We start from the raw sequence: 24,925 nt of genomic DNA on the forward strand, positions 1-24,925 counted from the left end.
ACACTGCGAAAGTTTTGTATTCCTTGCCAGTGCCGCCGAGACGGTGGGTGTTTCAAAGCCACCGAGATGCAGAGGTCGAATGGGAAACCAGAGGAGCACGCTTTTTTCGGCGTGCTCTTGGTTTCCCAGTTCGATCCAAGATCAGAACAAGAAGTCATCAGCGCTCAGATCTGCAAGGTTAGTGTCGCTGAGTACCATCGAATTACCGTTCAGATCATCGATGACGACATCATTTCCGGCCTGAAACAGATGCCCGTTGTTTGTGAGGTCGTCGAAATCGACGATTTCAGCGACGGCACGCAGGTCGACCACTTCGTTACTCAGACCGGCCTCGAAGTCTGTCACCACATCGCGACCAGTCGAGAAGACAAAGATGTCTCCGCCGCCGTCACCGGTCAGGATGTCGTCGCCCGCGCCGCCATCCATCCGGTCGCGACCATTTCCGCCGTTCAGGACATCGTCGCCGCCTTCGCCGTCCAGGCGATTCCGACCACCGCCCCCGGCATCAAGCGTATCGTTGCCCGAACCACCGAAGAGGGTGTCGTTGCCTTCGTTCCCGGTCATGAAATCGTTGCCGGACGACCCGGACAAGACGTCGTTGCCTTCGTCTCCCCTGATCCGGTCATCACCTCCGCCACCGCTTATTCTGTCGTCTCCTTCGTGGCCAATAACGGTATCATTCCCATCGTTGCCCTGGATCACGTCATCTTCGGCACCTCCGAGGACAGTATCGTTACCCTCACCGCCGCGGAGCGTATCGTTTCCGGTACCGCCCGAGATCAGGTCGTTGCCGTCACCGCCGTCGATCGAGTCGCTGCCAGCATCGCCCCGGAGTTCGTCGTCGCCTTCGCCCCCATCGATGGTGTCGTTGCCTTCGCCGCCCGACAGGGTGTCTTGACCTTCGTCGCCCTGCAGCAGGTCGTTGCCATCGTCACCGTCAATCGAGTCGTTGCCGGTGCCGCCGGACAGGGTGTCTTCGCCCTCGCCGCCTTGCACAATGTCATTGCCTTCGCCAGCGAGGACCGAGTCGTTGCCGACGCCACCCGTGATCAGGTCGTTGCCGTCACCGCCTTCGATGGTGTCCGTGCCCGCGCCACCCGACAGGGTGTCGTCGCCATCGTCGCCAAAGATCGTGTCGTCGCCCGCATCGCCATTGACGATATCGTTGCCGATTTGACCCGAGATGAAGTCGTTGCCTTCCCCACCGTCGATCGAGTCGTTTCCGTTTCCGCCGCCGAGAACGTCGTTGCCGATACCGCCGTCGAGGGTGTCGTCGCCATTTCCGCCACCGAGAATGTCGTCGCCAACACCGCCGTCGAGGGAGTCGTCGCCGTTTCCGCCTGAAATGATGTCGTCGCCTGCCTCGCCCAAGAGCGTATCGTTGTCGTCGTTGCCGGCAATGTTGTCATTGCCTTCACCACCCTCGATCAGATCATCGCCATCACCGCCACGCAGGGTGTCATCGCCATCGCGGCCGCGCAGGAAATTGTCCTGTGCATCGCCGCGAATTTCGTCGTCGAAGTTGGACCCAGCCACGTTTTCAATGTTGACCAGCACGTCGCCTTCGGCGTCGCCACCAGACTGGGTAGCGGCAGTCAGGTCGATCTCCACACCTTCGTCGGACCTGACATAGTCGGCCGTGTCGATACCTGCGCCACCGTCAACCGTGTCAGCACCTGCCCCGCTACGGAAGATCGTATCCTGGCTGTCGCCGATGAAGTTGTCGTTGAAATCCGACCCTTCGATGACTTCGATGTCGAAGAAGCTGTCGCCATCGGCATCCCCGGCACCCGCATTCGGTGCCTTCATGTTCAGCGTCACGGCCGAGGTCGCATCGCGATAGGAAACGATATCAAACCCGTTGCCCCCGATGTGAATATCCAGACCGGCTCCACCGAAGAAAAAATCGTTGCCATCGCCACCGATCTGGACGTCATTGCCCGTGCCGCCAATGAAGAGGTCGTTGCCGTCGCCACCATCCAGCACATCGTTGCCAGCATCTCCGAACAAGCGGTCATTGCCCACACCACCGCTGATCTCGTCCTGGTCGTTACCGCCGCTTAGGCTGTCGTTGCCCTCGCCACCGCGAATGGTGTCGTCACCGCTGCCACCGGTGATGGTGTCGTTGCCGTCCTCACCAAAGAACTGGTTGGCGCGGCCGTCGCCGCCCAGCGTGTCGCCAAAGGCCGAACCGATAAGGCCGTCGATCCCGCTGATTTGGTCGCCCTCTGCGTGGCCGCCGGATGCCGTTCTGGCTGCAATGTTCACTGCGACCGCTGCATCTGACGCAGAATAGTCGGCAACATCTTCACCGCCACCGCCATTCAGAACGTCAGCGCCGGCACCGCCGATCAGCAGGTCATCATTGTCTCCACCAAACAGGCTGTCGTCGCCTTCGCCGCCGTTCAACGTGTCCTTGCCGTTGTCGCCTTCCAGCCGGTCGTCGCCCTCGCGACCTTCGAGCAGGTCGTTGCCGCTGCCGCCATCCAGGCTGTCCTTGCCGGTAGAGCCGATCATGACATCGCGGTCGCTCTCGCCGATGACACGGATGATGTCATTGTCGGTGAAGCCGACAAACTCGATTTGCGAAAGGTCCACATCCGCGCCATCCATCACAATGGCAATGTCGACCGCCGTGTCGCCAGTGCCATTGTTGATACGGATGCGCTCGATATCTTCCAGCTGCGAAGAGTGGATGTTGAAGCCCTTGCGACCGCTGGTGCTGTCGTTGATCAGAATGTCCTCGAAGCCCGAGATCGTGTCGTTACGGAATTCCTGGAACTCGCGCAGCTCAAGCGTGTCAAAACCATCACCACCGTCAAGCCCGACGTTGTCCCGGTTTTCTTCGAGGCGCAGGCGGTCATTGAAGGCCGATCCGATGAAACCGTCGATGCCGGAATAGGTGTCGCCCTCGGCGTCGCCGCCGACACCGATGCCCCGGTTCAGGCTGACGATCACGCGCTCGGCGGAATCGGCGTAGCTGACGGTGTCACGGTTGTCGCCACCGTTCAGTTCATCAGCGCCCGCGCCGCCGATCAGAATGTCGTTGCCGTTGCCGCCAAAGATCGTGTCATCGCCGTCGCCACCATTGACCGTGTCGTTGCCGCCCCGGGCACTGATTTCGTCGTTCTGTGTCGATCCGATGATAAAATCAGCATCGTTCTCACCTTCGACCCGGATGGTGTCGTTGCGGTCGAAGCCGGTGAAGTTGATGCCAGACAGGTCAGCGTTGACGCCGTTTTCCATGTCGAAAAAGAGATCAACATCGCCCGAGAAGCTGCGGACATTAATCTCTTCCAGATCAGCAAGCTGATCGGACTTGATATTGAAACCGACGCGCCCAGAGGTCGTATCGGCAATCACGATACGCTCGAAGTTCAGAAGCGTGTCATTGCGCAGATCCTGAAATTCGTTGAGGAACAACGAGTCGAAACCGTCGCCACCATTGAAGAACAGGTTGCTGCGGTTGGCGTTCACATCGAGCTGGTCGTTAAAGTCGGACCCGATGAAGCCGTCGATATTGTCAAGCTCGTCACCCTCTGCATGCCCGCCGCTGCCAACACCAAAGTTAAGACCGATGCGCACACCCTCGTCAGAATTGGCGTAGCTGACAATGTCGTCTCCGCCGCGGCCATCTATGGTGTCCGCGCCCGCTCCGCCGTCGATTGTGTCTGCGCCGTCACCGCCGTTGATGCTGTCGTCGCCGTCACCGCCGAACAGCAAATCATTGCCGCCGTCGCCAAAGATCGTGTCGTCGCCCCCCAGTCCGTTGACCGTATCGTTGCCCCCATTGGCATCAATGACGTCCGCATCATTCGTTCCGTTCAAAACTTCCGAAGTATTGTCACCATTAATATTGGCCATCTGTCTTTTCCCTATACTGAAGCCCAAATGGGCGTTGGATATGGGTGGGTCGTTGATCCCCGGCATTCGGTTCAAAGTTTTTTGACCTAGCGGAAACCTGCCACTCTGCGCTGGTCCGTGGCGCGATGGCTGAAAGCCGTTGAATCGGACATACGGCCATGTAAGTTCGCCTGAGATGACCGATCAGAGCACCCTTCCCAAACGCGAACCTCAGGACGCGGCCCTGCTGGCCCGTATCGGTCAGGGCGACATGTCGGCGATGAAGACCCTCTACGAATACCATGCCGATGCGGTGGCCCGGTTTGTCCGCCCGCGCGTCCGCGATGCAGCGGAAGCTGATGACATAGTTCATGACACAATGCTGAGCGTTTGGCGTGGTGCGGCGGGGTTCCAGGGGCGGTCCAGCGTACGGTCGTGGATACTCACGCTTGCGCGCAACAAGACCGTCGATCACATCCGCAAACAGGCCCGCGTTACCCTGAGCGAGGCAGATGATGCCCGGGTCGACGATGCGCCCAACCCCGAAGCGGTGATGGGCGCTGCACAGGATGCTGCGCGGCTGCGGGCCTGCCTCGACAAGCTGCCGGATCGCCAGCGCGCCGCGATTCATCTGGCCTTTTACGAAGAGATGAGCTGTGCCGAGGTGGCTGTTGTTGAAAACGTCCCAGAAGGAACCGTGAAAAGCCGCATTTATCACGCCAAGAAGCTGTTGATGCGTTGTCTGTCACGCGGAGGGTTGAAATGATTTTGAACCGTTCCGTATTCTCGCCCGTCCAATGGATACTCGATATCCTGGCAGAGAGGTTGACATGAGCCGACCAGACGGACTGAGCGAAGACGAATTGCTGGCGCACGTGCGCGGCGAAACAGACTCCGAGACCGCCGCCCGGATCGAGGCGCAGGCGGACGCAGACCCCGCGCTACGCGCCGAATTGGAAATGATGGCAGGGCTTCGCTGCGCTCTGGCCCTGGGAGACGGCGCTGCAGAAGGAGGCTGGGACAGGTTGGCGGCCGAGATCGAACGAACCAAACCCGCGAACCAGCCGAACCGACCGGTATGGCGCATCGCGGCCATGTTTCTCGGCGCGGTCGTACTGGTTCAGGGGACCTTTCTGATCGTTGGCGGCGGCTCGGAAGACGGCCCACTGTATCGCACCGTTTCCGAAACGCCCGCGGATGCGACCCTCGCCGTGACATTCGCATCCGAAACAACTGCGGCGGAGATCGAGGCCTTGCTGCGCAGCGCCGGTGCAAATATCGTGGATGGACCAAGCGCCTTGGGCTTTTACCGCTTGGTATTTGTCGACGCCGCCGCGCGGGAAGCGGCACAGACAGCTCTGGAAACCTCGCCATTTGTCGAGATCGTTGCCGAGGAGTGATATGATCCGCCTGATCGTGTTCGTGTGCCTTGTTCTGGCTGCCTGTGGACCTGCCGGGCCACCCCGCGCCACAGGGGCTGGCGACCTGCCTTTTGCCGTGACGGACGAGCGGGAACTTGTCGTGCTGACAGCAGAGGCGCCGGAAGTGCTGATCGCGCGCGCCGAGGCGCGCGGCTATGTCCTCCTCGCACAGCATCCGCTGCCCAGTCTGGACGACATTCTTGTCGTATTTCGCATTCCAATTGGCACCACTATCCCAGAGGCCATTGACGAGATCGAGGCTGCAGTTCCCGGCGTTACCGCCGGAGCGAACCACCTCTATAGTTTACAGAGCCGCGCTCTGGCCGCGGTCGACTACGCCGGTTCCATGATCGGTTGGCCCGAAGAGGGCTGCGTCGCCCGCGCGCGCGTGGGCATGATCGACGGCGGCGTGGCGCCGGACCACCCCGGCCTCGCCTCAGGCCAGATCATTCAGGAAGCTTTCGGGGGCGGGTCCGACGCACAAGCCATGGAGCACGGGAGCAGGATCGCAACGCTGCTTGTGGGGCCGGGACGGTTGCGCGGCACGCCGCTCTACAGCGCCAATGTCATCTCTCAGGGTGACACGGCAGGTGTTGTTCCGATCTTGCGTGCGCTCGACTGGCTGGCTGCGAACGGGGTGCGTGTTGTCAACATCAGCATGGCAGGGCCACGGAACAAGCTGATGAACCGGGCCCTGTCGCGGGCTGCGGCAGACGGTATGCTTCTGGTGGCCGCAGTTGGCAATGAAGGCCCGAGCGCGCCGCCCCAGTTCCCCGCTGCTTTTCCCTTCGTGCTGGGCGTGACCGCTGTGGATCGCGACGGCGCGATTTTCCGCAATGCGGGACGTGGGTCGCATGTGGATCTGGCCGCGCCAGGGGTGGATATCATGGTGCGCGACGGTGCGCGCCTCCGGATCGCGAGCGGCACCTCGATGGCGGCGCCCTTTGTGACGGCAGCCATTGCGGCGGACAAAAACCTGACCCGGCGGTCCGTGGAATCGGTCCGTGAGTCCTTGGGTGCAGCAGCAAAGGATCTGGGCCCCGCCGGGCGCGACACCGTGTTTGGAGCAGGGCTGTTGCAGTTTTCCGGGTGCTGAATGCCAGCCAAGCCACTATGCTGGCAACGCAACCAAGCTTGCGTCTCGAACGCTCAAAGCGATGACAAATCACCAAGCGGTCGACAAAATGCTAAAAAGTTGAGTGATTTGGTGCCCAGAAGAGGACTCGAACCTCCACGTCCATACGGACACTAGCACCTGAAGCTAGCGCGTCTACCAATTCCGCCATCTGGGCACGGGTTGGTGGAGCGTCGTTTAAGGCTGGCAACAGGGGGTGTCAATCCGATTCTGGAGCCCATGTCGGCTGAAAGTGAGGCAGCTGCCGACCGGAGTTTCGTGAAAACTGAGAAGTGGGCCTCATCCCGCGCCAAATTGGCGTCTTGTCTGTCGGTCATGCGGGGGATAGACCACCTTGCGAAGCTGTGCGCGAGGAGCAAGAGATGTCCAAGCTGGTCACGATCTATGGTGGGTCCGGTTTCGTCGGTCGCTATATCGCACGACGCATGGCCAAGGCCGGATGGCGTGTTCGCGTTGCCGTGCGTCGCCCGAACGAGGCAATCTTCGTCAAACCCTATGGCGTTGTGGGCCAGGTTGAACCGGTCCTTTGCAACATTCGTGACGATGCTTCGGTGGCGCAGGTCATGACGGGCGCCGATGCCGTTGTGAATTGCGTGGGCATTCTGGCAAAGCAGGGCAAGAACACTTTTGATGCTGTTCAGGCCGAAGGAGCCGCCCGCATCGCCCGGATCGCCGCCGCGCAAGGGGTGGAGAAGATGGTGCATGTGTCCGCAATCGGCGCGGATGCAGACAGCGAAAGCGACTATGCCCGTACCAAAGCCGAAGGCGAAGCTGCCGTCCTGGAACATATGCCGACCGCTGTCATTTTGCGGCCATCCATCATCTTTGGACCAGAAGACCAGTTCTTCAACCGATTTGCATCCATGTCCCGTTTGGGTCCGGTTCTTCCTGTCGTCGGTGCCAACACGCGGTTCCAGCCGGTCTATGTCGACGACGTGGCGAAGGCAGCGGAAACAGCGCTTACGGGCACGGTCGAACCTGGTGTCTACGAATTGGGCGGCCCCGATGTCAGTACTTTCCGCGCATTGATGGAAACCATGCTGCAGGTGATCCGCCGCCGCCGAGTGGTCGTGAACATCCCCTTCTGGCTGGCGTCCATCATGGGCTTTGGATTTGACACGCTGAATGCGCTGACGCTGGGACTGGTTCCCGCGCAGATCACGCGCGATCAGGTTCGCAATCTGCGGAACGACAACGTTGTCGCCGAAGGCGCGAAAGGCTTTGACGCGCTGGGCATCGACCCGGTTGCGCTTGCGTCAGTTTTGCCGGACTACCTTTGGCGCTTCCGTCCGTCGGGTCAGTACGATGCGATCAAGGAAAGTGCGAAGAACCTGCGCACCTAACTGTAAGCCCAGAGCAGCAGGCCAACCCCAAGCACGACGCGATAAATCACGTAGGGTGTGAAGCTCACCGTCCTGAGAAGGCGCATCATCAGTACTAGTGCGGCCAAAGCTGCAAGGAATGAAAACGCTGCCGCGATCACCGCATCCCGCAGCACAGCCCAGTTCGCTTGCGTCACGACATCCACGCTCAGCACCGCGCCCGAGGCAAGGATCACCGGGATCGACATCAGCATTGAAAGCTTCGCGGCCCCCTCACGCTCATAGCCAAGGGCGCGGGCGGCGGTGATCGTGATACCGGATCGGGATGTGCCGGGGATCAACGCGAGACATTGGGCAAGGCCCATGATCCCGGCGTGTGTGATGGTCCAGCGATCGGCGGTGCGCTCGGTCGGGCCGCGCCGATCGGCCCAGTACAGCACAAGTCCAAATATCAACATGGTCCAACCGATCACCGCAGCGCTGCGCATGGCCTCGTCCAGCCCGGTGACCTTGATGGCAATACCGACGATCAGCGCGGGAATCGTTGCTGTTACAAGGCAAAGCGCCAGGAACGCACCCTGCGTGTCGACCTTGCGTTGCGCAAGCCTGGTCAACCCGCGCGCCGCCACGCGCACGTCCGCCCAGAAATAGAGAATGACGGCCAGCAAGGTGCCCACATGGACCGCGACATCAATCGCCAACCCTTGATCTGGTGTGCCTGTCAATGTCGGCAACAAGATAAGGTGGCCCGAGGACGAAACGGGCAGGAATTCGGTCACGCCTTGAATGATGGCTACCATCAGAAGTTGAAAAAGAGTCATGGCGCCAACGTCCTTGTGCTATGGTGACGTTACAAGCCTCTGATTCTGAACGCAAAGCCAGAATATAGGTCCGAAACGGATCTAAAAAGTTCAAAAAAAGTTAATCAAGCGCTCGATTTGGTAGGGAAATCGTAATAAAGGTCAGTATCGCTGACTTTTATTTGTCTTTGTGATGCCTTAGACCGCGCAAACCAATGTAACTGAGGGGACTGGCTCGTGGCTGACCAACCGATGTTGAAATTCGTGAAGATCGAACGTGACATGCCTGAGAAGCGCGATGCGGAGACACGTCGTGAGGATTTTCGCGAGATCTATGCGGAATATGCCGATGCCAAGGCCAAGGAACAGGCGTCGCGCTGTTCGCAGTGTGGTGTGCCCTACTGTCAGTCGCATTGCCCGCTGCACAACAACATTCCCGATTGGCTGAAGCTGACGGCTGAGGGGCGTTTGCGCGAGGCTTATGAGGTCAGCCAGGCCACCAACACCTTCCCCGAGATCTGTGGCCGCATCTGCCCGCAGGACCGTCTGTGCGAAGGCAATTGCGTGATCGAACAATCCGGCCACGGTACTGTCACTATCGGTTCGGTGGAGAAGTATATCACGGACACCGCCTGGGAAGAGGGGTGGGTTCAACCCATCGCGCCCGCGGCCGAACGTACTGAATCCGTTGGAATAATCGGTGCTGGCCCCGGCGGTTTGGCAGCTGCGGATGTGCTGCGTCGCGCGGGCGTGCAGGTGACCGTCTACGACCGCTATGACCGCGCGGGCGGGCTGATGACTTATGGTATCCCTGGCTTCAAGCTGGAGAAAGATGTGGTCATGCGCCGCAATGAACAGCTTGAGGCGGGTGGCGTGACCTTCAAGCTGAATTGCAATGTGGGTGAGGATATCTCGTTTGACGAGATCCGGGCGGCTCATGATGCGGTGATTATTGCGACCGGTGTCTACAAGAGCCGTGATCTGTCGATGCCGAATGGTGAGGCGCAAGGCATTGAAAAGGCGATTGATTTCCTGACGGCGTCCAACCGCAAGAGCTTTGGTGACGAGGTGGCTGACTTTGACAGCGGGCGCCTGAACGCCGAAGGAAAACGGGTGGTTGTGATCGGCGGTGGTGACACCGCGATGGATTGTGTGCGGACGTCGATCCGGCAGGGCGCGACGTCGGTGAAGTGTCTCTATCGTCGGGACCGCGCCAACATGCCGGGGTCGCAGCGTGAAGTGCAGAATGCCGAGGAAGAAGGCGTTGTATTTGAGTGGCTTAGCGCGCCCAAGGGCTTCACCACTGATGGTGACAAGGTTGCCGGTGTGATGGTGCAGAAGATGCGTCTGGGCGCACCCGATGCGACGGGTCGTCAGGCACCTGAAGTCATTGAAAACGCTGACTATGTCGAGGACGCGGACCTTGTGATCAAGGCGCTGGGTTTTGAGCCGGAAGACCTGCCGTCGCTGTGGGATACAGACGGTTTGGATGTGACGCGGTGGGGCACGATCAAGGCGGAATTCACGACCGGCAGAACGGCAGTCGACGGGGTCTATGCGGTGGGTGACATCGTGCGTGGCGCGTCGCTGGTTGTGTGGGCGATCCGGGATGGGCGCGACTGTGCGGAGGCCATTCTGGAGCAGTTCAACGCGACGGCCCAGGTGATCGCTGCGGAGTAAACTGCACATTTTGGCCCCGAAACTGCGTGTTTTTGACCCCCCTGAAAACGCACTTTTCGGTCCATTTTCGGAAACTGCGAACTTTCGGGCCAAAACTGCGTGTTTTTGAAAACGACCCGAAACTGAACGAATGATGAAGACGAAACGGCAGCATGGCTGACCCGAATGACCGCAAAGGTTAAGGACACCTAAATGAACGATGTGATCGACAAAATGACCGGAGGCTGCCTGTGCAGGGCCGTCCGTTTTGTCGCGCGCAACGTGCCGACGACGTTTGGCATCTGCCATTGCGAGTCGTGCCGCCGCTGGACGGGGTCCGCGCTGTTCGAGGTCAGCGTGAAGACCGATGATCTGACCTGGAGCGGGGCCGAGCATATTGCCACCCGTGCGACCAGCGACTGGGCGGAGCGGGCGTGGTGCAAGGAATGCGGCACCAACCTGTATTTCCGTCAGACGAAAGAGGGTGAGTGGTTCGGCGGTACGGACCTGCCAATGGGGCTGTTTGATGACCCGGACGGCTTCAGCCTGACCCATGAGATTTTCGTGGACCACAAGCCAAGCGGCATCCCGCTGCAGGATTGTGGACAGAAGCGGCTGACCCGTGACGAGGTTGTGGCATTGAACCCCGATGTGGGGACGACATGAGAGCGCTTGCCCTTATAACCGCCGCGCTGGCCGCGGGTGCCGTGCAGGCGCAGGATGACCCATTGGTGTTCACCCCGCCGCCGGGCTGCGTGGGTGATCTGACCATCCAACAGCGTGGTTGCGAGGTCACGCACATCTACAACTGCGCCGCCGACCAGGCTGGTGAGCAGTGGAACATCATCTTTGATCAGTACGGTCCACGCTATATGGGCAAGACCGATCGCGAAACGCAGTGGCTGGAACGCTATATCCTGTTCCCGACCAAACATTATGTGCTGGTGCAGCCCTCGGATGATCCCCTGAACCTGACCGAACTGATGGAGACGGGGACGGATTCCTATGACTTTCAGCAGCGCGGCCCGGACGAGGTGCAGCGCTTTGTTGGCTATGACCGGATCATATCCGAGAGCGTTGTGATCGATGGCGAGACGCTGCTGCAGACCGAGTTTTCCATGCGCCGTGAAAGCACCAAGGAAGGTGATTTCACCATGACCGGGACGGAGTACATCGTTCCGCGCCTGCGCCACTTCATTTCCGGCACGTACCGGAGCAACCGCGATGGCGCGATCGAGGAGTGGGACGTGTCCCCCATCGACTTCATCTATCCGGGTGAGCCCGGATTTTTCGCCACAACACCCCTCTACGAATGCGAGCCAACGCTGGCGCGTCACGCAAGCCCGACGAAAGGAACCGACCAATGACCAAATATGATGCTGACTGGGTTCGCCGCGAAGAAGCCAAGCGCACGTTTATGGCCGAAAACGGTCTTTATTCCGAGGCGGAAGAGCATTCGTCCTGCGGTGTGGGCCTTGTCGTTTCCGTGGACGGATCGAAGAGCCGGGCCGTCGTTGAGAACGGGATCAAGGCGCTGAAGGCGATCTGGCACCGGGGTGCTGTGGATGCGGATGGCAAGACCGGCGATGGCGCGGGTATCCATGTGCAGATCCCGGTCGAGTTCTTCTATGACCAGATTGAACGGACCGGCCACACGCCGAACCGCGATCAGATGGTCGCCGTGGGCCAGGTGTTTCTGCCCCGCACCGACTTTGGCGCGCAAGAGACCTGCCGGACCATCGTCGAGACCGAAGTGCTGCGCATGGGCTACTACATTTACGGCTGGCGCCATGTGCCCGTGAGCATTGACTGTCTGGGCGAAAAGGCGAATGCGACCCGGCCAGAGATTGAGCAGATCCTGATTTCGAATTCCAAGGGCGTGGATGAAGAGACGTTTGAGCGTGAGCTGTACGTCATTCGCCGCCGCATCGAGAAGGCGGCCGCCGCAGCGCAGGTGCCGCAGCTCTATATCGCGTCGCTGTCCTGCCGGTCGATCATCTACAAGGGCATGATGCTGGCCGAGCAGGTGGCGGAGTTCTATCCCGACCTGCTGGACGAGCGGTTTGAGAGCGCCTTTGCCATCTATCACCAGCGCTATTCCACCAACACGTTCCCGCAGTGGTGGCTGGCGCAGCCGTTCCGCATGTTGGCCCACAACGGTGAGATCAACACGCTGAAGGGCAACCTGAACTGGATGAAATCGCATGAGATCCGGATGGCATCGGGTGCGTTTGGCGACATGGCCGAGGACATCAAGCCGATTGTGGCGAACGGATCGTCGGATTCTGCGGCCTTGGATGCGGTGTTCGAGGTGCTGGTGCGCGCGGGTCGCAACGCGCCGATGGCGAAGACAATGCTGGTGCCGGAGTCGTGGTCGAAGCAGGCCATTGAGCTGCCGCAGGCATGGCGGGACATGTATTCCTACTGCAACTCGGTGATGGAGCCTTGGGATGGTCCCGCCGCTTTGGCGATGACCGATGGCCGTTGGGTTTGCGCGGGCCTCGACCGGAATGGTCTGCGTCCGATGCGCTATGTCGTGACCCGTGACGGGATGGTCATTGCCGGGTCCGAAACCGGGATGGTGCCGCTGGAAGAGTCCAATGTGGTCGAGAAGGGCGCGCTTGGTCCGGGGCAGTTGCTGGCTGTCGACATGGTCGAGGGTAAGCTGTTCCACGATACCGACATCAAGGATCAGTTGGCGGCCTCGCAGCCCTTTGGCGACTGGGTGGGCAAGATCACCGACCTTGAGGGCGAGCTGTCAGGTGTGACCGAGAAGGCGATGTTTGATGGCGAGACGCTGCGCCGTCGTCAGATCGCGGCTGGCTATTCGATTGAGGAGTTGGAGAACATTCTGGCGCCGATGGCCGAGGACGGGAAAGAGGCGTTGGCGTCGATGGGGGATGATACCCCGAGCGCGGTGCTGTCGAAGAAGTATCGGCCGTTGAGCCATTTCTTCCGCCAGAACTTTAGCCAGGTGACGAACCCGCCGATTGACTCGCTGCGTGAGTACCGGGTGATGAGCCTGAAGACGCGGTTCGGGAACCTGAAGAACGTGCTGGATGAGAGCAGTGCGCAGACGGAGATTATCACCCTCGATAGCCCGTTTGTGGGCAATGCGCAGTGGGACAAGCTGGTCAGCTACTTCAACGCGGATCTGGTGGAGATCGACTGTACGTTTGAGCCGGGTCAGGGGGCGCTGAGTGCGGCGCTGATGCGTGTGCGGGCGGAGGCTGAGGATGCCGTGCGGTCGGGCGCGGGGCACATCGTGCTGACGGATCAGCATTCGGGTGCCGACAAGGTTGCGATGCCGATGATCCTGGCGACGTCTGCGGTGCATTCGCATCTGACGCGCAATGGGTTGCGCACCTTCTGTTCGCTGAACGTGCGGTCGGCTGAGTGCATTGATCCGCATTACTTTGCAGTGCTGATCGGGTGTGGGGCGACCGTCGTGAACGCCTATCTGGCGGAGGATTCCCTGGCTGACCGGATTGACCGGGGGCTGCTGGATGGGACGCTGACCGAGGCGGTGGCGCGGTATCGTAATGCCATTGATCAGGGTCTGCTGAAGATCATGGCGAAGATGGGCATCAGCGTTGTGTCCTCGTATCGTGGTGGTTTGAACTTTGAGGCCGTGGGTCTGTCCCGCGCGATGGTCGCGGAGTACTTCCCCGGCATGACCTCGCGCATCTCGGGCATCGGTGTGACCGGTATTCAGGCAAAGGCCGAGGAGGTGCATGCGGCGGGCTGGACCGGCACGAATGTGCTGCCCATCGGTGGCTTCTACAAGGCGCGGAAGTCGGGGGAGACCCATGCGTGGGAAGCGACTTCGATGCACATGATGCAAATGGCCTGTAATAGAGCCTCTTTTGAGCTCTGGAAGCAGTACAGCGCCAAGATGCGGTCGCAGCCGCCTATTCATTTGCGGGATTTGCTGGACATCAAGCCGTTGGGCAAGCCGGTGCCGATCGAAGAGGTGGAAAGCATCACCTCGATCCGGAAACGGTTCGTGACGCCGGGCATGTCGCTGGGCGCGCTGAGCCCTGAGGCGCACAAGACGCTGAACGTGGCGATGAACCGGATCGGCGCGAAGTCGGACTCTGGTGAGGGCGGCGAGGATCCGGCGCACTTCCACCCGGAACCCAATGGCGATAACCCGTCGGCCAAGATCAAGCAGGTCGCCTCGGGCCGCTTTGGTGTGACCGCCGAGTACCTGAACCAGTGCGAAGAGCTGGAGATCAAGGTGGCGCAGGGGGCTAAGCCCGGTGAGGGCGGGCAGTTGCCCGGCATGAAGGTCACCGACCTGATTGCGCGGCTGCGGCATTCGACCAAGGGTGTGACCCTGATTTCGCCCCCGCCGCACCACGACATCTATTCGATCGAGGACCTTGCGCAGCTGATCTATGACCTCAAGCAGATCAACCCGCGCTGCAAGGTGACGGTGAAGCTGGTGGCTTCATCTGGTGTCGGGACCATTGCCGCTGGTGTGGCGAAGGCGAAGGCGGATGTGATCCTGATTTCCGGCCACAATGGCGGGACGGGTGCGTCGCCTGCGACGTCCATCAAGTACGCGGGTCTGCCGTGGGAGATGGGCCTGACCGAGGCGCATCAGGTTTTGAGCATGAACAACCTGCGGGATCGCGTGACCCTGCGAACCGATGGTGGTCTGCGCACGGGCCGCGACATTGTCATGGCGGCGATGCTGGGGGCCGAGGAATACGGCATCGGCACCGCTGCCCTGATCGCAATGGGCTGCATCATGGTGCGTCAGTGCCAGTCGAACACCTGTCCTGTGGGCGTTTGTACGCAGGACGAAAGCCTGCGCGCGAAGTTCACCGGCAATGCGGACAAGGTGGTGAACCTGATCACCTTCTACGCGCAGGAAGTGCGTGAGCTCTTGGCGCAGATCGGTGCGCGCAGCCTGGACGAAGTGATTGGCCGTGCGGACCTGCTGGCGCAGGTGTCGCGTGGATCGGCCCATCTGGACGATCTGGACCTGAACCCCATGCTGATCTCGGTCGATGGGGCGGCGGACATCGTTTACAACCGCGACAAGGATCGCAACGCTGTGCCCGATACGCTGGACGCGCAGATCGTGCGTGATGCGGCGCGGTTCCTTGAGGACGGCGAGAAGATGCAGCTTCAATATGCGATCCAGAATACGCATCGGACCGTGGGCACCCGGACGTCGAGCCACATCGTCCGTAAGTTCGGGATGCGCAATTCGTTGCAGCCGGACCATCTGACGGTGAAGCTGACCGGCTCTGCCGGGCAGAGCTTGGGTGCCTTTGCGGCGCCGGGGCTGAAGCTGGAAGTGTCGGGCGATGCAAATGACTATGTGGCGAAGGGTCTGTCGGGGGGCACCGTGGTGGTGCGTCCGCCGATGTCCTCGCCCATCGTGGCGGCGGACAACACCATCATCGGCAACACGGTGCTGTACGGTGCGACCGACGGCTACCTGTTTGCCGCCGGACGCGCGGGTGAGCGGTTCGCCGTTCGGAACTCGGGCGCGCAGGTTGTGATCGAGGGCTGCGGGTCGAACGGGTGCGAGTACATGACCGGCGGTATCGCCGTGATCCTGGGCGAGATCGGGGCCAACTTTGGCGCCGGCATGACCGGCGGTATGGCCTATCTCTATGACCCTGACGGGCAGGCCGAAGCGTTGATGAACATGGAGACGCTTGTAACCTGCCCGGTGACCGTGGAGCATTGGCATGACCAGTTGAAGGGCTTGCTGGAGCGCCATCTGGAGGAGACCGGCAGCGTCAAGACCGCCGATATCCTGCAGCATTGGGACACCGAGCAGCAGAATTTCCTTCAGGTCTGTCCGAAGGAGATGCTGGACAAGCTGGCCCATCCCCTCAGCCTGGAAGAAGCGGCCATTCCGGCGGAGTAACTACCCTTTGGACTGGGCGACCATCCTGGTCGCCTGGTCCTTGCTTCCGACATGGGTGTTTTCGGCCAGAATATCGGCCACCTTGCTGGGCATGGTGTCGAGTTTGTTGGCAATCACGTGGTCCGTGTCGCCGCCCCATTTCAACACCCAGACAAGGGCGGCATCGGTCGCGTTGAGGACACGGTATTGCGGGGCGATGGCGCCCGGCTGGACGCCTGTTGTGGTTTCGATCATCTCCTGTCTCCGAGCACGAAAAAGTGCCCTCACCCGGAGCGAGGGTAGCAGAATCGGTTAACGCGCCGAAGCGATTAACGTTTTGTTTTTGATTAGAGTTTTCTGATGAATTGGTGAATCGAGTGTTGCCGGTGGTATCCGTGCGCTGCCGACATATCTTTGATCCATGCGGTTTTTGGCTGTGGTTTTGATCTTGTTGGGGTCGGCGGTGTCTGCCGAGCCTTTGCGCGTGCTGGCCATCGGCGACAGTCTGATGGCGTGGCACAAGTGGACCGGCCGCGACATTCCATCCGTGATGGGCGATATGCTGGGGGCGCAGGTAGAGAACGAAGCCGTTGCGGGGTCGCGGTTTTCCAATGATTCCGCGCTGGGCCGTGCTGTTGGGTTTGACGTGCGGGCGCAGTTTCGGGTGCGCGATTGGGACGTGATCCTGATCAATGGCGGGGCCAATGATTTTCTGAACGATTGCTCGTGTAGTGCCTGCGATGGCGTGCTGAACGGGTTGATCGGGCCGGATCTGAGTGGTGAGGTACCCGATTTCCTGATGCGGTTGCGGCAGACCGGGGCGCAGGTGCTGTGGATGGGGTACTATGCAAGCGCCCGGTCGGGGCAGTTCACTGGCTGCCGTCCCTATCTGGTGGAATATGATGCGCGTCTGGCCCGCTTTGCTGACCGCACCGAAGGTGTGCAGTTCATCGACAGCGAGGACGTGATGGATCCGTCGGATCGGTCGCTTTTTGCCTTTGACGGGATACATCCTTCGCCGTCCGGGGCGCGTCGTATCGGCACCTATCTGGCGCAATCGCTCGCCCGGTAGTTTTCATGGCAGTGCCCGCGCCCTATAGCTGGGCCCATGGCAAGAAAGAGCAGTAAGCGGACGACAAGGAAAGCGGCGAAACGGCAGTTTCGTCCGGGCCGGTGGCTGTTCCGGTGGTCGCTGCGGTTGGTGAGTGTGGTGTTCCTGTTGGCGGTTGCCGTGACCCTGTTGTGGTCCGTCGTGAACCCGCCGACCACCTATTACATGATGCAGGAAAGCCGCCGTCTGGGCGGTGTCGATCACGAGTGGGTTCCCATGGAGGAGATTGCCCCCGTGATGGCCCGTGCGGCCGTGGCGGCAGAGGATGCGAACTTCTGCAACCATTGGGGGCTGGATGTCATCGCCATTCGCCGCGCCATTGACGAAGGCAGCAATCGCGGCGCGTCGACCATCAGCCAGCAGGTCGTGAAGAACGTGTTTCTGTGGCATGGTCGGTCCTGGGTGCGGAAGGTGCTGGAGGCGGGGATGACCCCGTTGATGGAGGCACTGTGGTCGAAGCGGCGGATCCTTGAGGTTTATCTGAACGTGGCCGAGTTCGATGAGGGGGTCTTTGGCGTGGAGGCGGCGGCGCGGCACTACTTTGGTGTGGGGCCCGATGCGCTGTCCGGCACGCAAGCGGCCCGTCTGGCCGCGATCCTGCCCAACCCCAAGGGGCGGTCGGCCAGCCAGCCGTCGTCTTTCGTGCGCAAACGTGCCGCTAGCATTCTGGACGGGGCAGCCACGATCCGCGCGGATGGGCGTGCCCGCTGTTTCCAGAGTTGAAAAACCCGTGCGCGCCGTGCATGGATGCCTGACCTATTTGTTGACCCCGGATTGTCCATGGCCCGCCTGTTTCACGTTCCCCTGTCCCCGTTCTGCCGCAAGGTCCGTCTGAGCCTGGCCGAGAAGAAGATCGAGGTGGAGCTGGTCGAGGAGCGGTATTGGGAGGCCGATCCCGATTTCCTGCGCCGCAATCCGGCGGCCAAGGTGCCTGTGCTGCGTCTGGACGGCGTGATGATGAGCGAGAGTGCCGCCATCTGCGAGTATATCGAGGAGACACGGCCCGAGCCGTCGCTGATGCCCTCGGACCCTGCGGCCAAGCTGGAGGTGCGCCGGCTGGTGGGGTGGTTCGACGACAAGTTCCACAACGAGGTGACGTCGAAGCTGCTGTATGAGCGGGTGAACAAGAAGGTGATGGGCCAGGGCTTCCCGGACAGTCGGAACGTGAAGGACGGGGCGAAGGCGATCAAGTATCATCTGGATTACATGACGTGGCTTTTGGACCACCGGCGTTGGTTGGCGGGGGATGTGATGACCCTGGCCGATTTTGCGGCGGCTGCGCATTTGTCGGCGTTGGACTATATCTCTGATGTGGATTGGAACCGCAGCGAGGTGGTCAAGGATTGGTATGCGAAGATCAAGTCGCGCCCGGCCTTTCGGTCGATCCTGGCAGATCAGGTGCCCGGGTTTCCGCCGCCGCGGCACTATAATGATCTGGATTTCTGATCTGATTGGTCGGACTGGGGGCCAGCCCCCAGACCCCCGTCGTATTTCTCGTCAGAAGAAGACATGGGCTTGAAAGAGCGTGTCATAGCGCGCGCTCTGGAGGAGGGGTTTGTTTTGGCGCGGGTGTGTCGGCCCGACGCTGTGCCGGACGTGGCGGGGCGGTTGGAAGCCTTTGTCGAGGCTGGTCGCCATGGGCAGATGGGGTGGATGGCGGAGCGGATGCATTGGCGCGGGAACCCTGCGGCGCTGTGGCCCGAGGCGCGGTCGGTGATCATGTTGGCCGAGAGCTATGCGCCGGAGCATGATCCGCTCGCTGTGTTGGACCGGCCCGAATTGGGGGCTGTTTCTGTTTACGCGCAGGGGCGGGATTACCACGACATCGTCAAGAAGCGGCTGAAGCGGTTGGCGCGGTGGTTGATTGCCGAGGCTGGCGGCGAGGTGAAGGTTTTTGTCGACACTGCGCCTGTGCCGGAGAAGGCGCTGGGGCAGGCGGCGGGTCTGGGCTGGCAGGGCAAACATACCAACCTTGTGAGCCGGGAATGGGGCAATTGGGCTTTTTTAGGGTCTGTTTTTACGACTTTGGAGCTGGAGCCTGATGCGCCGGAAGTGGATCATTGCGGGTCGTGCCGGGCCTGTCTGGATGTGTGTCCGACGGATGCGTTTCCGGCGCCCTATCAGCTCGATGCAAGGCGGTGCATTTCCTATCTTACGATCGAGCATAAGGGGCCTGTGGATGAGGCGCTGAGGCCCGGGTTGGGCAACCGGATTTATGGGTGTGACGATTGTCTGGCGGTGTGTCCTTGGAACAAGTTTGCCGTGGCGGCGAGTGATATGCGCTATCTGGGAGCGGTTGGTGCGCCGCCCTTGGCAGAGTTGGCGGCGCTGGATGATGCGGGCTTTCGGGCGCGGTTTTCCGGCTCGCCCATCAAGCGGATCGGGCGGGATCGGTTTGTGCGCAATGTGGCCTATGCCATCGGCAATTCGGGGCTGCCGGAGCTGCTGCCTGCGGTGCAGGCGCTGGTGGATGACCCTGATCCGGCCGTGGCCGACGCAGCGCGCTGGGCGGTGACGCAATTGGGCGCGACGGGTCGCGAACGGGCGCGGTAGGCCGCAGGAAAAGACGGGGAGCGGGCATGGCCATTTTGCTGGGTGTGGATACAGGCGGCACCTATACCGATGCGGTTTTGATGCAGGATGAGGAGCGGGTGCTGGCCCGCGCCAAGGCGTTGACGACGCGCCATGATCTGGCCGTGGGGGTCGGTGAGGCGGTGCGTGCAGTGCTGGGCGTCTCTGGCGTGCAGGCAGAGGAGGTTGGCATGGCGTCCCTGTCGACCACACTGGCGACCAATGCGTTGGTCGAGGGGCAGGGCGGGCGCGTGGCACTGATCTATATCGGATTTCGGGAGAAGGATCTGGCGGCGCAGGGGCTTGCGGAGGCTTTGGGCGACGATCCGGTTTGTGTGCTTGCCGGGGGGCATGGCCATGATGGGGCGGAGGCTGCGCCGTTGGATGAAGCGGCGCTTTTGGCTTTTTTAGAGACACATATGAACGGCGTGAGTGGCTTTGCCGTGGCGGCGCAGTTTGCGACGCGGAACCCGGCGCATGAGGTGCGTGCGATGGAGATGGTGCGGGAGGTGACCGGGCGGCCCGTGTCGGCGTCGCACCAGTTGTCGGCCAAGCTGGGTGGGCCGAAGCGGGCGCTGACGGCGGTGTTGAATGCGCGGCTGATCGGGATGATTGATGCGCTGATCGGGCGGGCCGAGGCGGAGTTGCGCAGCATTGGGATCACCGCGCCGATGATGGTGGTGCGCGGGGATGGGGCACTGATGTCGTCGGCGCAGGCGCGGGTGCGGCCCATCGAGACGATCCTGAGCGGACCGGCGGCGTCGATTGTCGGTGCGCGGTGGCTGACTGGGGCGGATCATGCGCTGGTGAGCGACATCGGGGGGACGACGACAGACGTGGCCGTGTTGCGTGGCGGGCGGCCCGTGATTGACCCCGATGGCGCGCGCGTCGGGCCGCATCGCACGATGGTCGAGGCGGTGGCGATGCGCACCACTGGCCTTGGTGGGGACAGTGAGGCGCATTTCGTGGCCGAGGGCTTGCAGGGCGGTGTCACCCTTGGTCCGCGTCGGGTCTTGCCCGTGTCGTTGATCGCCATGGAGGCGCCGGAGGTCGTGTTGCCGCTGCTTGAGGCGCAGATGCGGAGTGCGACGCCGGGTGATCATGACGGGCGTTTCGTGCGCGCGGTTCCGGGGGTGTCTGCCGATGGGTTGGCGGCGCGGGATGCGGCGTTGTTGGAGCGGATCGGGGACCGGGTGCATGGCCTTGGTGCCGTGTTGCGGACCCGGATGGATCAGGCGGCGTTGAAGCGGTTGGTGGCGCGGGGGCTGGTGCAAGTTGCGGGGCTGACGCCTTCGGATGCGAGCCATGTTTTGGGGTATCTGTCTGACTGGCATGTTGAGGCTGCGCGGATGGCCTGTGCCTTGTTCGGGCGGCGGCGGACCGGGGCGGGGGAGCGGTTGGCTGCTGAGCCGGAGCAGATGGCGCGGATTGTCGTGGATCAGCTGACGCATCAGACCGGCGTGGCGCTGTTGCAGGCAGCGCTGGCCGAGGATGGGTTGGATGAGGGGTTTGCCACCCATGCGTTGATGCAGCGGGGGCTGTCGGATACCCGCGGGTTGGTGCGTGTGTCCACGGGCCTTGATGTGCCTGTGGTCGGGTTGGGGGCATCGGCGCGGGCGTATTATCCGGCGGTTGGAGAGCGTTTGGGGTGCGAAATGCAGTTGCCGGACGATGGCGGCGTGGCGAACGCCATTGGTGCTGTTGTGGGCCGTGTGACCGTGCGGCGGAGCGGGACGGTGACCGCGCCGAGCGAGGGGCGGTTTCGGGTGCATTTGCCGACAGGGCCGGAGGACTTTGCCAGCTCGGACGCCGCTTTGGGTAAGTTAGAGACTGCTTTGGCGGAGGATGCGCGGGCTGCGGCGCGGGCTGCGGGCGCATCGGAGATCGAGCTGCGCGTGTCGCGTGACATCCGCACGGTGCAGGCCGAGGCGCGGGAGGTGTTTGTGGAGGCGACGCTGACGGCGGAGGCGGCGGGGCGGCCACGCATTGCGCAGCCTTGAAAAAAGGCGAGCCAAGCGGCCCGCCCTTTTTTGAGATCTGTTGTGGTCGCCTTAGACCGGGGGACGACCCCGAACGGCGCGTGCCACCATCGACACGACGAAGAGGATCAGGAAGATCACGAAAAGGATCTGCGCGATTCCTGCGGATGCTCCGGCGATGCCGCCAAAGCCCATGATACCTGCGATCAGGGCGATCACGAGGAAGGTCAGTGCCCAACCAAGCATTTGTTCGTCCTTTCTATCAATTGCTGTCTTGAAGAAAGAACGTGGGCCGCTGGCGATTGTTCCGAAATTTATTCGGCAGCGCGTTTCGGAAGGACCCAGTTGGGCCGTGGGAAGTGGCAGGTGTAGCCGTTGGGGAAGCGCTCAAGGTAGTCCTGGTGCTCCGGCTCGGCTTCCCAGAAATCGCCCACCGGCTCGACCTCTGTCACCACTTTGCCGGGCCAGATGCCTGAGGCTTCGACGTCGGCGATGGTGTCATGGGCCACCTGTTTCTGCGCATCGTCCACGTAGTAGATGGCCGAGCGGTAGCTGAGCCCGACATCGTTGCCCTGCCGGTTCAGCGTGGTTGGGTCGTGGATCTGGAAGAAGAATTCCAGCAGATCGCGATAGGTGATGATCGAGGGATCATAGATGATCTCGATCCCTTCGGCGTGGGTGCCGTGGTTGCGGTATGTCGCGTTGGGGACATCGCCGCCGGTGTAGCCCACCCGCGTTGCCTTGACCCCCGGTTTCTTGCGGATCAGGTCCTGCATGCCCCAGAAACAGCCGCCTGCCAGTACGGCGCGTTGATCGCTCATGCTACATCCTCCACTTGGTTCAGGTAGTCACCATAGCCTTCGTCCTCCATGTCGTCACGGTGGACGAAACGGAGGGAGGCCGAATTGATACAGTAGCGCAGGCCGCCGCGGTCGCGCGGGCCGTCGGGAAAGACGTGACCGAGGTGGCTGTCGCCATGTTTGCTGCGCACTTCGGTGCGGACCATGCCGTGGCTAGCGTCGTGGTGTTCGGTGACGTTGTCGATGGGTTTCGTGAACGACGGCCAGCCGCAGCCGCTTTCGTACTTGTCCGACGACGCAAAAAGCGGCTCGCCCGACACGATGTCGACATAGATCCCCGGTTCCTTGTTATTGAGGAGCTTGCCGGTGCCGGGGCGCTCCGTCCCGCTTTCCTGCGTGACATAGAATTCCTCGGGCGACAGGGTCGCGATCACGTCGGGGTTCTTGGTGTATTTTGTCATGGTTTGCCGCTCCATCCTGTTTCGCCATTATGTGGTGCGGGTGCGTGGAAATGAAAGGGCGTGACGTGGGGGCGTCGCACTCTACCTTTTTACCATAACCTGACGGGGAGGATGTCGTGCGCGCTTTATTCATTCTGTTTTGCCTGTTGGTGGGCCAGATGGCACAGGCTGGTCTGCGTGACATCAGCTTTCCGTCGATTGACGGCGGAACGCTTGAGATGTCGGAGTGGACGGGTCAGCCCGTGCTGGTGGTGAACACCGCATCGCAATGTGCGTTTACGCGGCAATACGAGGACCTGCAGGCCCTGTACGACACCTACCGTGATCGTGGGCTGGTCGTGCTGGCTGTGCCATCTGACACGTTCCGGCAGGAACTGGACAGCGCGGAGGAGGTGCGGGAGTTTTGCGAGATTGCCTTTGGTCTCGACATGCCGATGACGGACATCCTGCCGGTCAAGGGCAGCGATGCGCATCCTTTTTATCAGACCGTCAAGGATCAGGCCGGTTTTGTGCCGCGGTGGAACTTCAACAAGGTGCTGATCAGCGCGGATGGCCAGGTGATTGAAACCTGGGGCGCGCAATCTGCCCCGATGTCGCGACCTGTGCGCCGCGCCATCGAGGCAGAGTTGATCCGAGAGTGATATCTGACCTTAGGGCGATGTGCCTGTGGTCGTCGTTGTGCCAGTGCCTGTGGTGGTCGTGGTGGCGGCAACGGCGAGCCCTGCGCCGATAATGGCTGGCGATGGAGGAGGTGTGAGGCTTCCGCCGAGCAACGCGCTGTTTGTTGGCGGCGGGGGTGCTGTCGCCGCCGGGCCGGGCGGTGGTGTTTGAGCTGCATTTTGAGCGGCGGCCTGCATAGCGAAACTTGAGAGGACCAGAGCGGTCGTAGCAAAGAAAGAGCGAAGCATTCTGAGGATACCTTCCGGTTGGTTACAAGGTGTCCCTAGATTTGCCGACTTGGACTGATACGCAACGGCGCCGCACCGCAGCATTCGCGACCGGAGGCGCCTTGCCGTTTTCGCAACGCGCCTGTAGCGGAAGACCGCATGTTGCCGGATTTCTCGCATCGCGATGGGACGCTCTGGTGGTCTGACCGATCTGTTGACCACGCAAAGAAAAAGGGCCTGCCGAAGCAAGCCCTCAAAAATTCAAGCAAATTTGGCCGCGTGTCAGCGCGTGGTCGTGGTTGTCGTCGTCGTGGTGCCGTCGCTGCTGTCAGACGCAATGGCGATAATTGCGATACCCACGCCGACAATCGCTGCCGTCGCGCCTGGTGTGAGCTCGCCACCAAAGAGCTCGTTCCCGCTTGCCGGGGGTGGAGTATTGGCCGCCGGGCCGGGTGGTGGTGTTTGAGCTGCATCCTGAGCCATCGCTGGCATCGCAACTCCTGCGAGGATCAGCGCGCTCGCAGCAAAGAAAGTGCGAATCATTCGAAAAGTACCTTTCCGCTCGTCTATGGCATCGCCCTAGCTTTCCCGCCTGCGCGCGATGCGCAATGGCGCTGCGCCGCAGCATCCGCAACAGGAAGCTCCTTGCCGGTTTTGCACCGCTCACGCGGCGGAAGATCGCGCGTCGTGGGGTAATTTGTCAGAAGAAGGGACGCATTCGCCGATCGCGTGATCAAGATTGGCGGTTACGCAAAAAGAAAGGGCCTGCCGAAGCAAGCCCTTTAAAATTCTGCATTAATTGCAGGTATTTATCACTGGGTGGTCGTGCTCGACGACGACGAGCTGCCCAGTGCGATGGCGAGGCCAATTGCGAACACACCAACGGCTGCAACCGGTGTGAGACCCAGAGCGCCAGCTTCGCCTTGGCCCAGCTGAATTTCGGCACCTTGGCCACCCGACACTGTCGAGTTGACGGGCACGTCTTGCGCCAGAGCTGCGGTGGAGGTTGCTGCAACCAGAGCGGCAGCGGAAATCAGTTTGAATGCTTTGGTCATGATATGACT

Annotated in this window: 22 protein-coding genes and 1 tRNA gene; 14 read left to right on the forward strand and 9 right to left on the reverse strand. The window is 61.3% G+C overall.

The genetic code is table 11. From position 1 onward, the window contains the following. Positions 1 to 141 precede the first annotated feature (141 nt). Positions 142 to 3,864, reverse strand: a complete 3,723-nt coding sequence (locus KUV51_RS11140; protein WP_222521698.1) for a calcium-binding protein — start codon at positions 3,862 to 3,864, stop codon at positions 142 to 144. Between the two features lie 175 nt (positions 3,865 to 4,039). Here KUV51_RS11140 and KUV51_RS11145 point away from each other — a divergent pair, with 175 nt between their 5' ends. The 3 genes from KUV51_RS11145 (at position 4,040) to KUV51_RS11155 (ending at position 6,360) form a co-directional block, all read left to right on the forward strand. Next, complete coding sequence (locus KUV51_RS11145) at positions 4,040 to 4,609, forward strand: RNA polymerase sigma factor (protein ID WP_222521699.1); 570 nt, start codon at positions 4,040 to 4,042, stop codon at positions 4,607 to 4,609. A 64-nt stretch (positions 4,610 to 4,673) separates the two neighbouring features. Further along, positions 4,674 to 5,243 carry an anti-sigma factor family protein gene (locus tag KUV51_RS11150; RefSeq protein ID WP_222521700.1) on the forward strand — a complete coding sequence of 190 codons (570 nt, stop codon included), beginning with the start codon at positions 4,674 to 4,676 and terminating at the stop codon, positions 5,241 to 5,243. A gap of 1 nt (position 5,244) precedes the next feature. After that, entirely contained in the window at positions 5,245 to 6,360 is a 1,116-nt protein-coding gene (locus KUV51_RS11155; protein WP_222521701.1) for a S8 family serine peptidase, read from the forward strand. A gap of 109 nt (positions 6,361 to 6,469) precedes the next feature. On the opposite strand, the gene KUV51_RS11160 is transcribed toward KUV51_RS11155, so the two are convergent. Further along, positions 6,470 to 6,556, reverse strand: a tRNA-Leu gene (locus KUV51_RS11160). Between the two features lie 205 nt (positions 6,557 to 6,761). Between KUV51_RS11160 and KUV51_RS11165 the strand changes: the two genes are divergently transcribed. Beyond that, positions 6,762 to 7,742, forward strand: a complete 981-nt coding sequence (locus tag KUV51_RS11165) for a complex I NDUFA9 subunit family protein (RefSeq protein WP_222521702.1) — start codon at positions 6,762 to 6,764, stop codon at positions 7,740 to 7,742. Here the strand turns inward: KUV51_RS11165 and KUV51_RS11170 are convergent. Further along, a complete protein-coding gene (locus KUV51_RS11170) occupies positions 7,739 to 8,542 on the reverse strand; it encodes an undecaprenyl-diphosphate phosphatase (protein ID WP_222521703.1) in 804 nt (267 codons plus the stop codon). The two genes, KUV51_RS11165 and KUV51_RS11170, sit on opposite strands and share 4 nt — an antisense overlap. Before the next feature lie 216 nt (positions 8,543 to 8,758). Here KUV51_RS11170 and KUV51_RS11175 point away from each other — a divergent pair, with 216 nt between their 5' ends. From KUV51_RS11175 to gltB, 4 genes are all read left to right on the forward strand, one after another. Continuing rightward, positions 8,759 to 10,201, forward strand: a complete 1,443-nt coding sequence (locus KUV51_RS11175) for an NAD(P)-dependent oxidoreductase (RefSeq protein WP_222521704.1) — start codon at positions 8,759 to 8,761, stop codon at positions 10,199 to 10,201. Between the two features lie 192 nt (positions 10,202 to 10,393). Continuing rightward, positions 10,394 to 10,846 carry a GFA family protein gene (locus KUV51_RS11180; RefSeq protein WP_222521705.1) on the forward strand — a complete coding sequence of 151 codons (453 nt, stop codon included), beginning with the start codon at positions 10,394 to 10,396 and terminating at the stop codon, positions 10,844 to 10,846. Beyond that, on the forward strand, positions 10,843 to 11,547 hold the full coding sequence (locus KUV51_RS11185) for a hypothetical protein (RefSeq protein WP_222521706.1): 705 nt from the start codon (positions 10,843 to 10,845) through the stop codon (positions 11,545 to 11,547). Before KUV51_RS11180 ends, KUV51_RS11185 begins: the two co-directional genes overlap by 4 nt. Next, positions 11,544 to 16,073: a glutamate synthase large subunit gene (gene gltB, locus KUV51_RS11190; RefSeq protein WP_222521707.1), complete on the forward strand. Its 4,530-nt coding sequence runs from the start codon at positions 11,544 to 11,546 to the stop codon at positions 16,071 to 16,073. Before KUV51_RS11185 ends, gltB begins: the two co-directional genes overlap by 4 nt. On the opposite strand, the gene KUV51_RS11195 is transcribed toward gltB, so the two are convergent. After that, positions 16,074 to 16,307 (reverse strand): hypothetical protein, encoded by a 234-nt coding sequence (locus KUV51_RS11195; protein ID WP_222521708.1) that lies wholly within the window; start codon positions 16,305 to 16,307, stop codon positions 16,074 to 16,076. 166 nt (positions 16,308 to 16,473) lie between these two features. Here KUV51_RS11195 and KUV51_RS11200 point away from each other — a divergent pair, with 166 nt between their 5' ends. From KUV51_RS11200 to KUV51_RS11220, 5 genes are all read left to right on the forward strand, one after another. After that, positions 16,474 to 17,124: an SGNH/GDSL hydrolase family protein gene (locus KUV51_RS11200; protein ID WP_222521709.1), complete on the forward strand. Its 651-nt coding sequence runs from the start codon at positions 16,474 to 16,476 to the stop codon at positions 17,122 to 17,124. Positions 17,125 to 17,160: 36 nt separating this feature from the next. Continuing rightward, positions 17,161 to 17,886 carry a monofunctional biosynthetic peptidoglycan transglycosylase gene (gene mtgA / locus KUV51_RS11205; protein ID WP_222521710.1) on the forward strand — a complete coding sequence of 242 codons (726 nt, stop codon included), beginning with the start codon at positions 17,161 to 17,163 and terminating at the stop codon, positions 17,884 to 17,886. A gap of 57 nt (positions 17,887 to 17,943) precedes the next feature. Continuing rightward, on the forward strand, positions 17,944 to 18,609 hold the full coding sequence (locus KUV51_RS11210) for a glutathione S-transferase family protein (RefSeq protein WP_222521951.1): 666 nt from the start codon (positions 17,944 to 17,946) through the stop codon (positions 18,607 to 18,609). Positions 18,610 to 18,672: 63 nt separating this feature from the next. Beyond that, a complete protein-coding gene (queG, locus tag KUV51_RS11215; RefSeq protein ID WP_222521711.1) occupies positions 18,673 to 19,716 on the forward strand; it encodes a tRNA epoxyqueuosine(34) reductase QueG in 1,044 nt (347 codons plus the stop codon). Positions 19,717 to 19,742: 26 nt separating this feature from the next. Then, positions 19,743 to 21,734, forward strand: a complete 1,992-nt coding sequence (locus tag KUV51_RS11220; protein WP_222521712.1) for a hydantoinase/oxoprolinase N-terminal domain-containing protein — start codon at positions 19,743 to 19,745, stop codon at positions 21,732 to 21,734. Between the two features lie 51 nt (positions 21,735 to 21,785). Here KUV51_RS11220 and KUV51_RS11225 read toward each other — a convergent pair whose 3' ends face one another. The 3 genes from KUV51_RS11225 to msrB form a co-directional block, all read right to left on the reverse strand. Further along, entirely contained in the window at positions 21,786 to 21,959 is a 174-nt protein-coding gene (locus tag KUV51_RS11225; protein ID WP_222521713.1) for a DUF1328 domain-containing protein, read from the reverse strand. Between the two features lie 68 nt (positions 21,960 to 22,027). Next, positions 22,028 to 22,534, reverse strand: a complete 507-nt coding sequence (msrA, locus tag KUV51_RS11230) for a peptide-methionine (S)-S-oxide reductase MsrA (RefSeq protein ID WP_222521714.1) — start codon at positions 22,532 to 22,534, stop codon at positions 22,028 to 22,030. Next, the gene (gene msrB / locus KUV51_RS11235; protein ID WP_222521715.1) at positions 22,531 to 22,974 is read right to left on the reverse strand and encodes a peptide-methionine (R)-S-oxide reductase MsrB; all 444 of its coding nucleotides are present in this window, start codon (positions 22,972 to 22,974) and stop codon (positions 22,531 to 22,533) included. Before msrB ends, msrA begins: the two co-directional genes overlap by 4 nt. Before the next feature lie 158 nt (positions 22,975 to 23,132). On the opposite strand from msrB, the gene KUV51_RS11240 reads away from it, so the two are divergent. Further along, positions 23,133 to 23,615, forward strand: coding sequence for a glutathione peroxidase (locus tag KUV51_RS11240; RefSeq protein WP_222521952.1), 483 nt, complete (start codon positions 23,133 to 23,135; stop codon positions 23,613 to 23,615). A 528-nt stretch (positions 23,616 to 24,143) separates the two neighbouring features. Here the strand turns inward: KUV51_RS11240 and KUV51_RS11245 are convergent. Further along, positions 24,144 to 24,404 carry a hypothetical protein gene (locus KUV51_RS11245; RefSeq protein ID WP_222521716.1) on the reverse strand — a complete coding sequence of 87 codons (261 nt, stop codon included), beginning with the start codon at positions 24,402 to 24,404 and terminating at the stop codon, positions 24,144 to 24,146. Positions 24,405 to 24,673: 269 nt separating this feature from the next. Further along, positions 24,674 to 24,916, reverse strand: a complete 243-nt coding sequence (locus tag KUV51_RS11250; RefSeq protein WP_222521717.1) for a hypothetical protein — start codon at positions 24,914 to 24,916, stop codon at positions 24,674 to 24,676. Between the last annotated feature and the right edge of the window lie 9 nt (positions 24,917 to 24,925).

The organism is Tateyamaria omphalii, from assembly GCF_019802125.1.
Classification (GTDB): domain Bacteria; phylum Pseudomonadota; class Alphaproteobacteria; order Rhodobacterales; family Rhodobacteraceae; genus Tateyamaria; species Tateyamaria omphalii_B.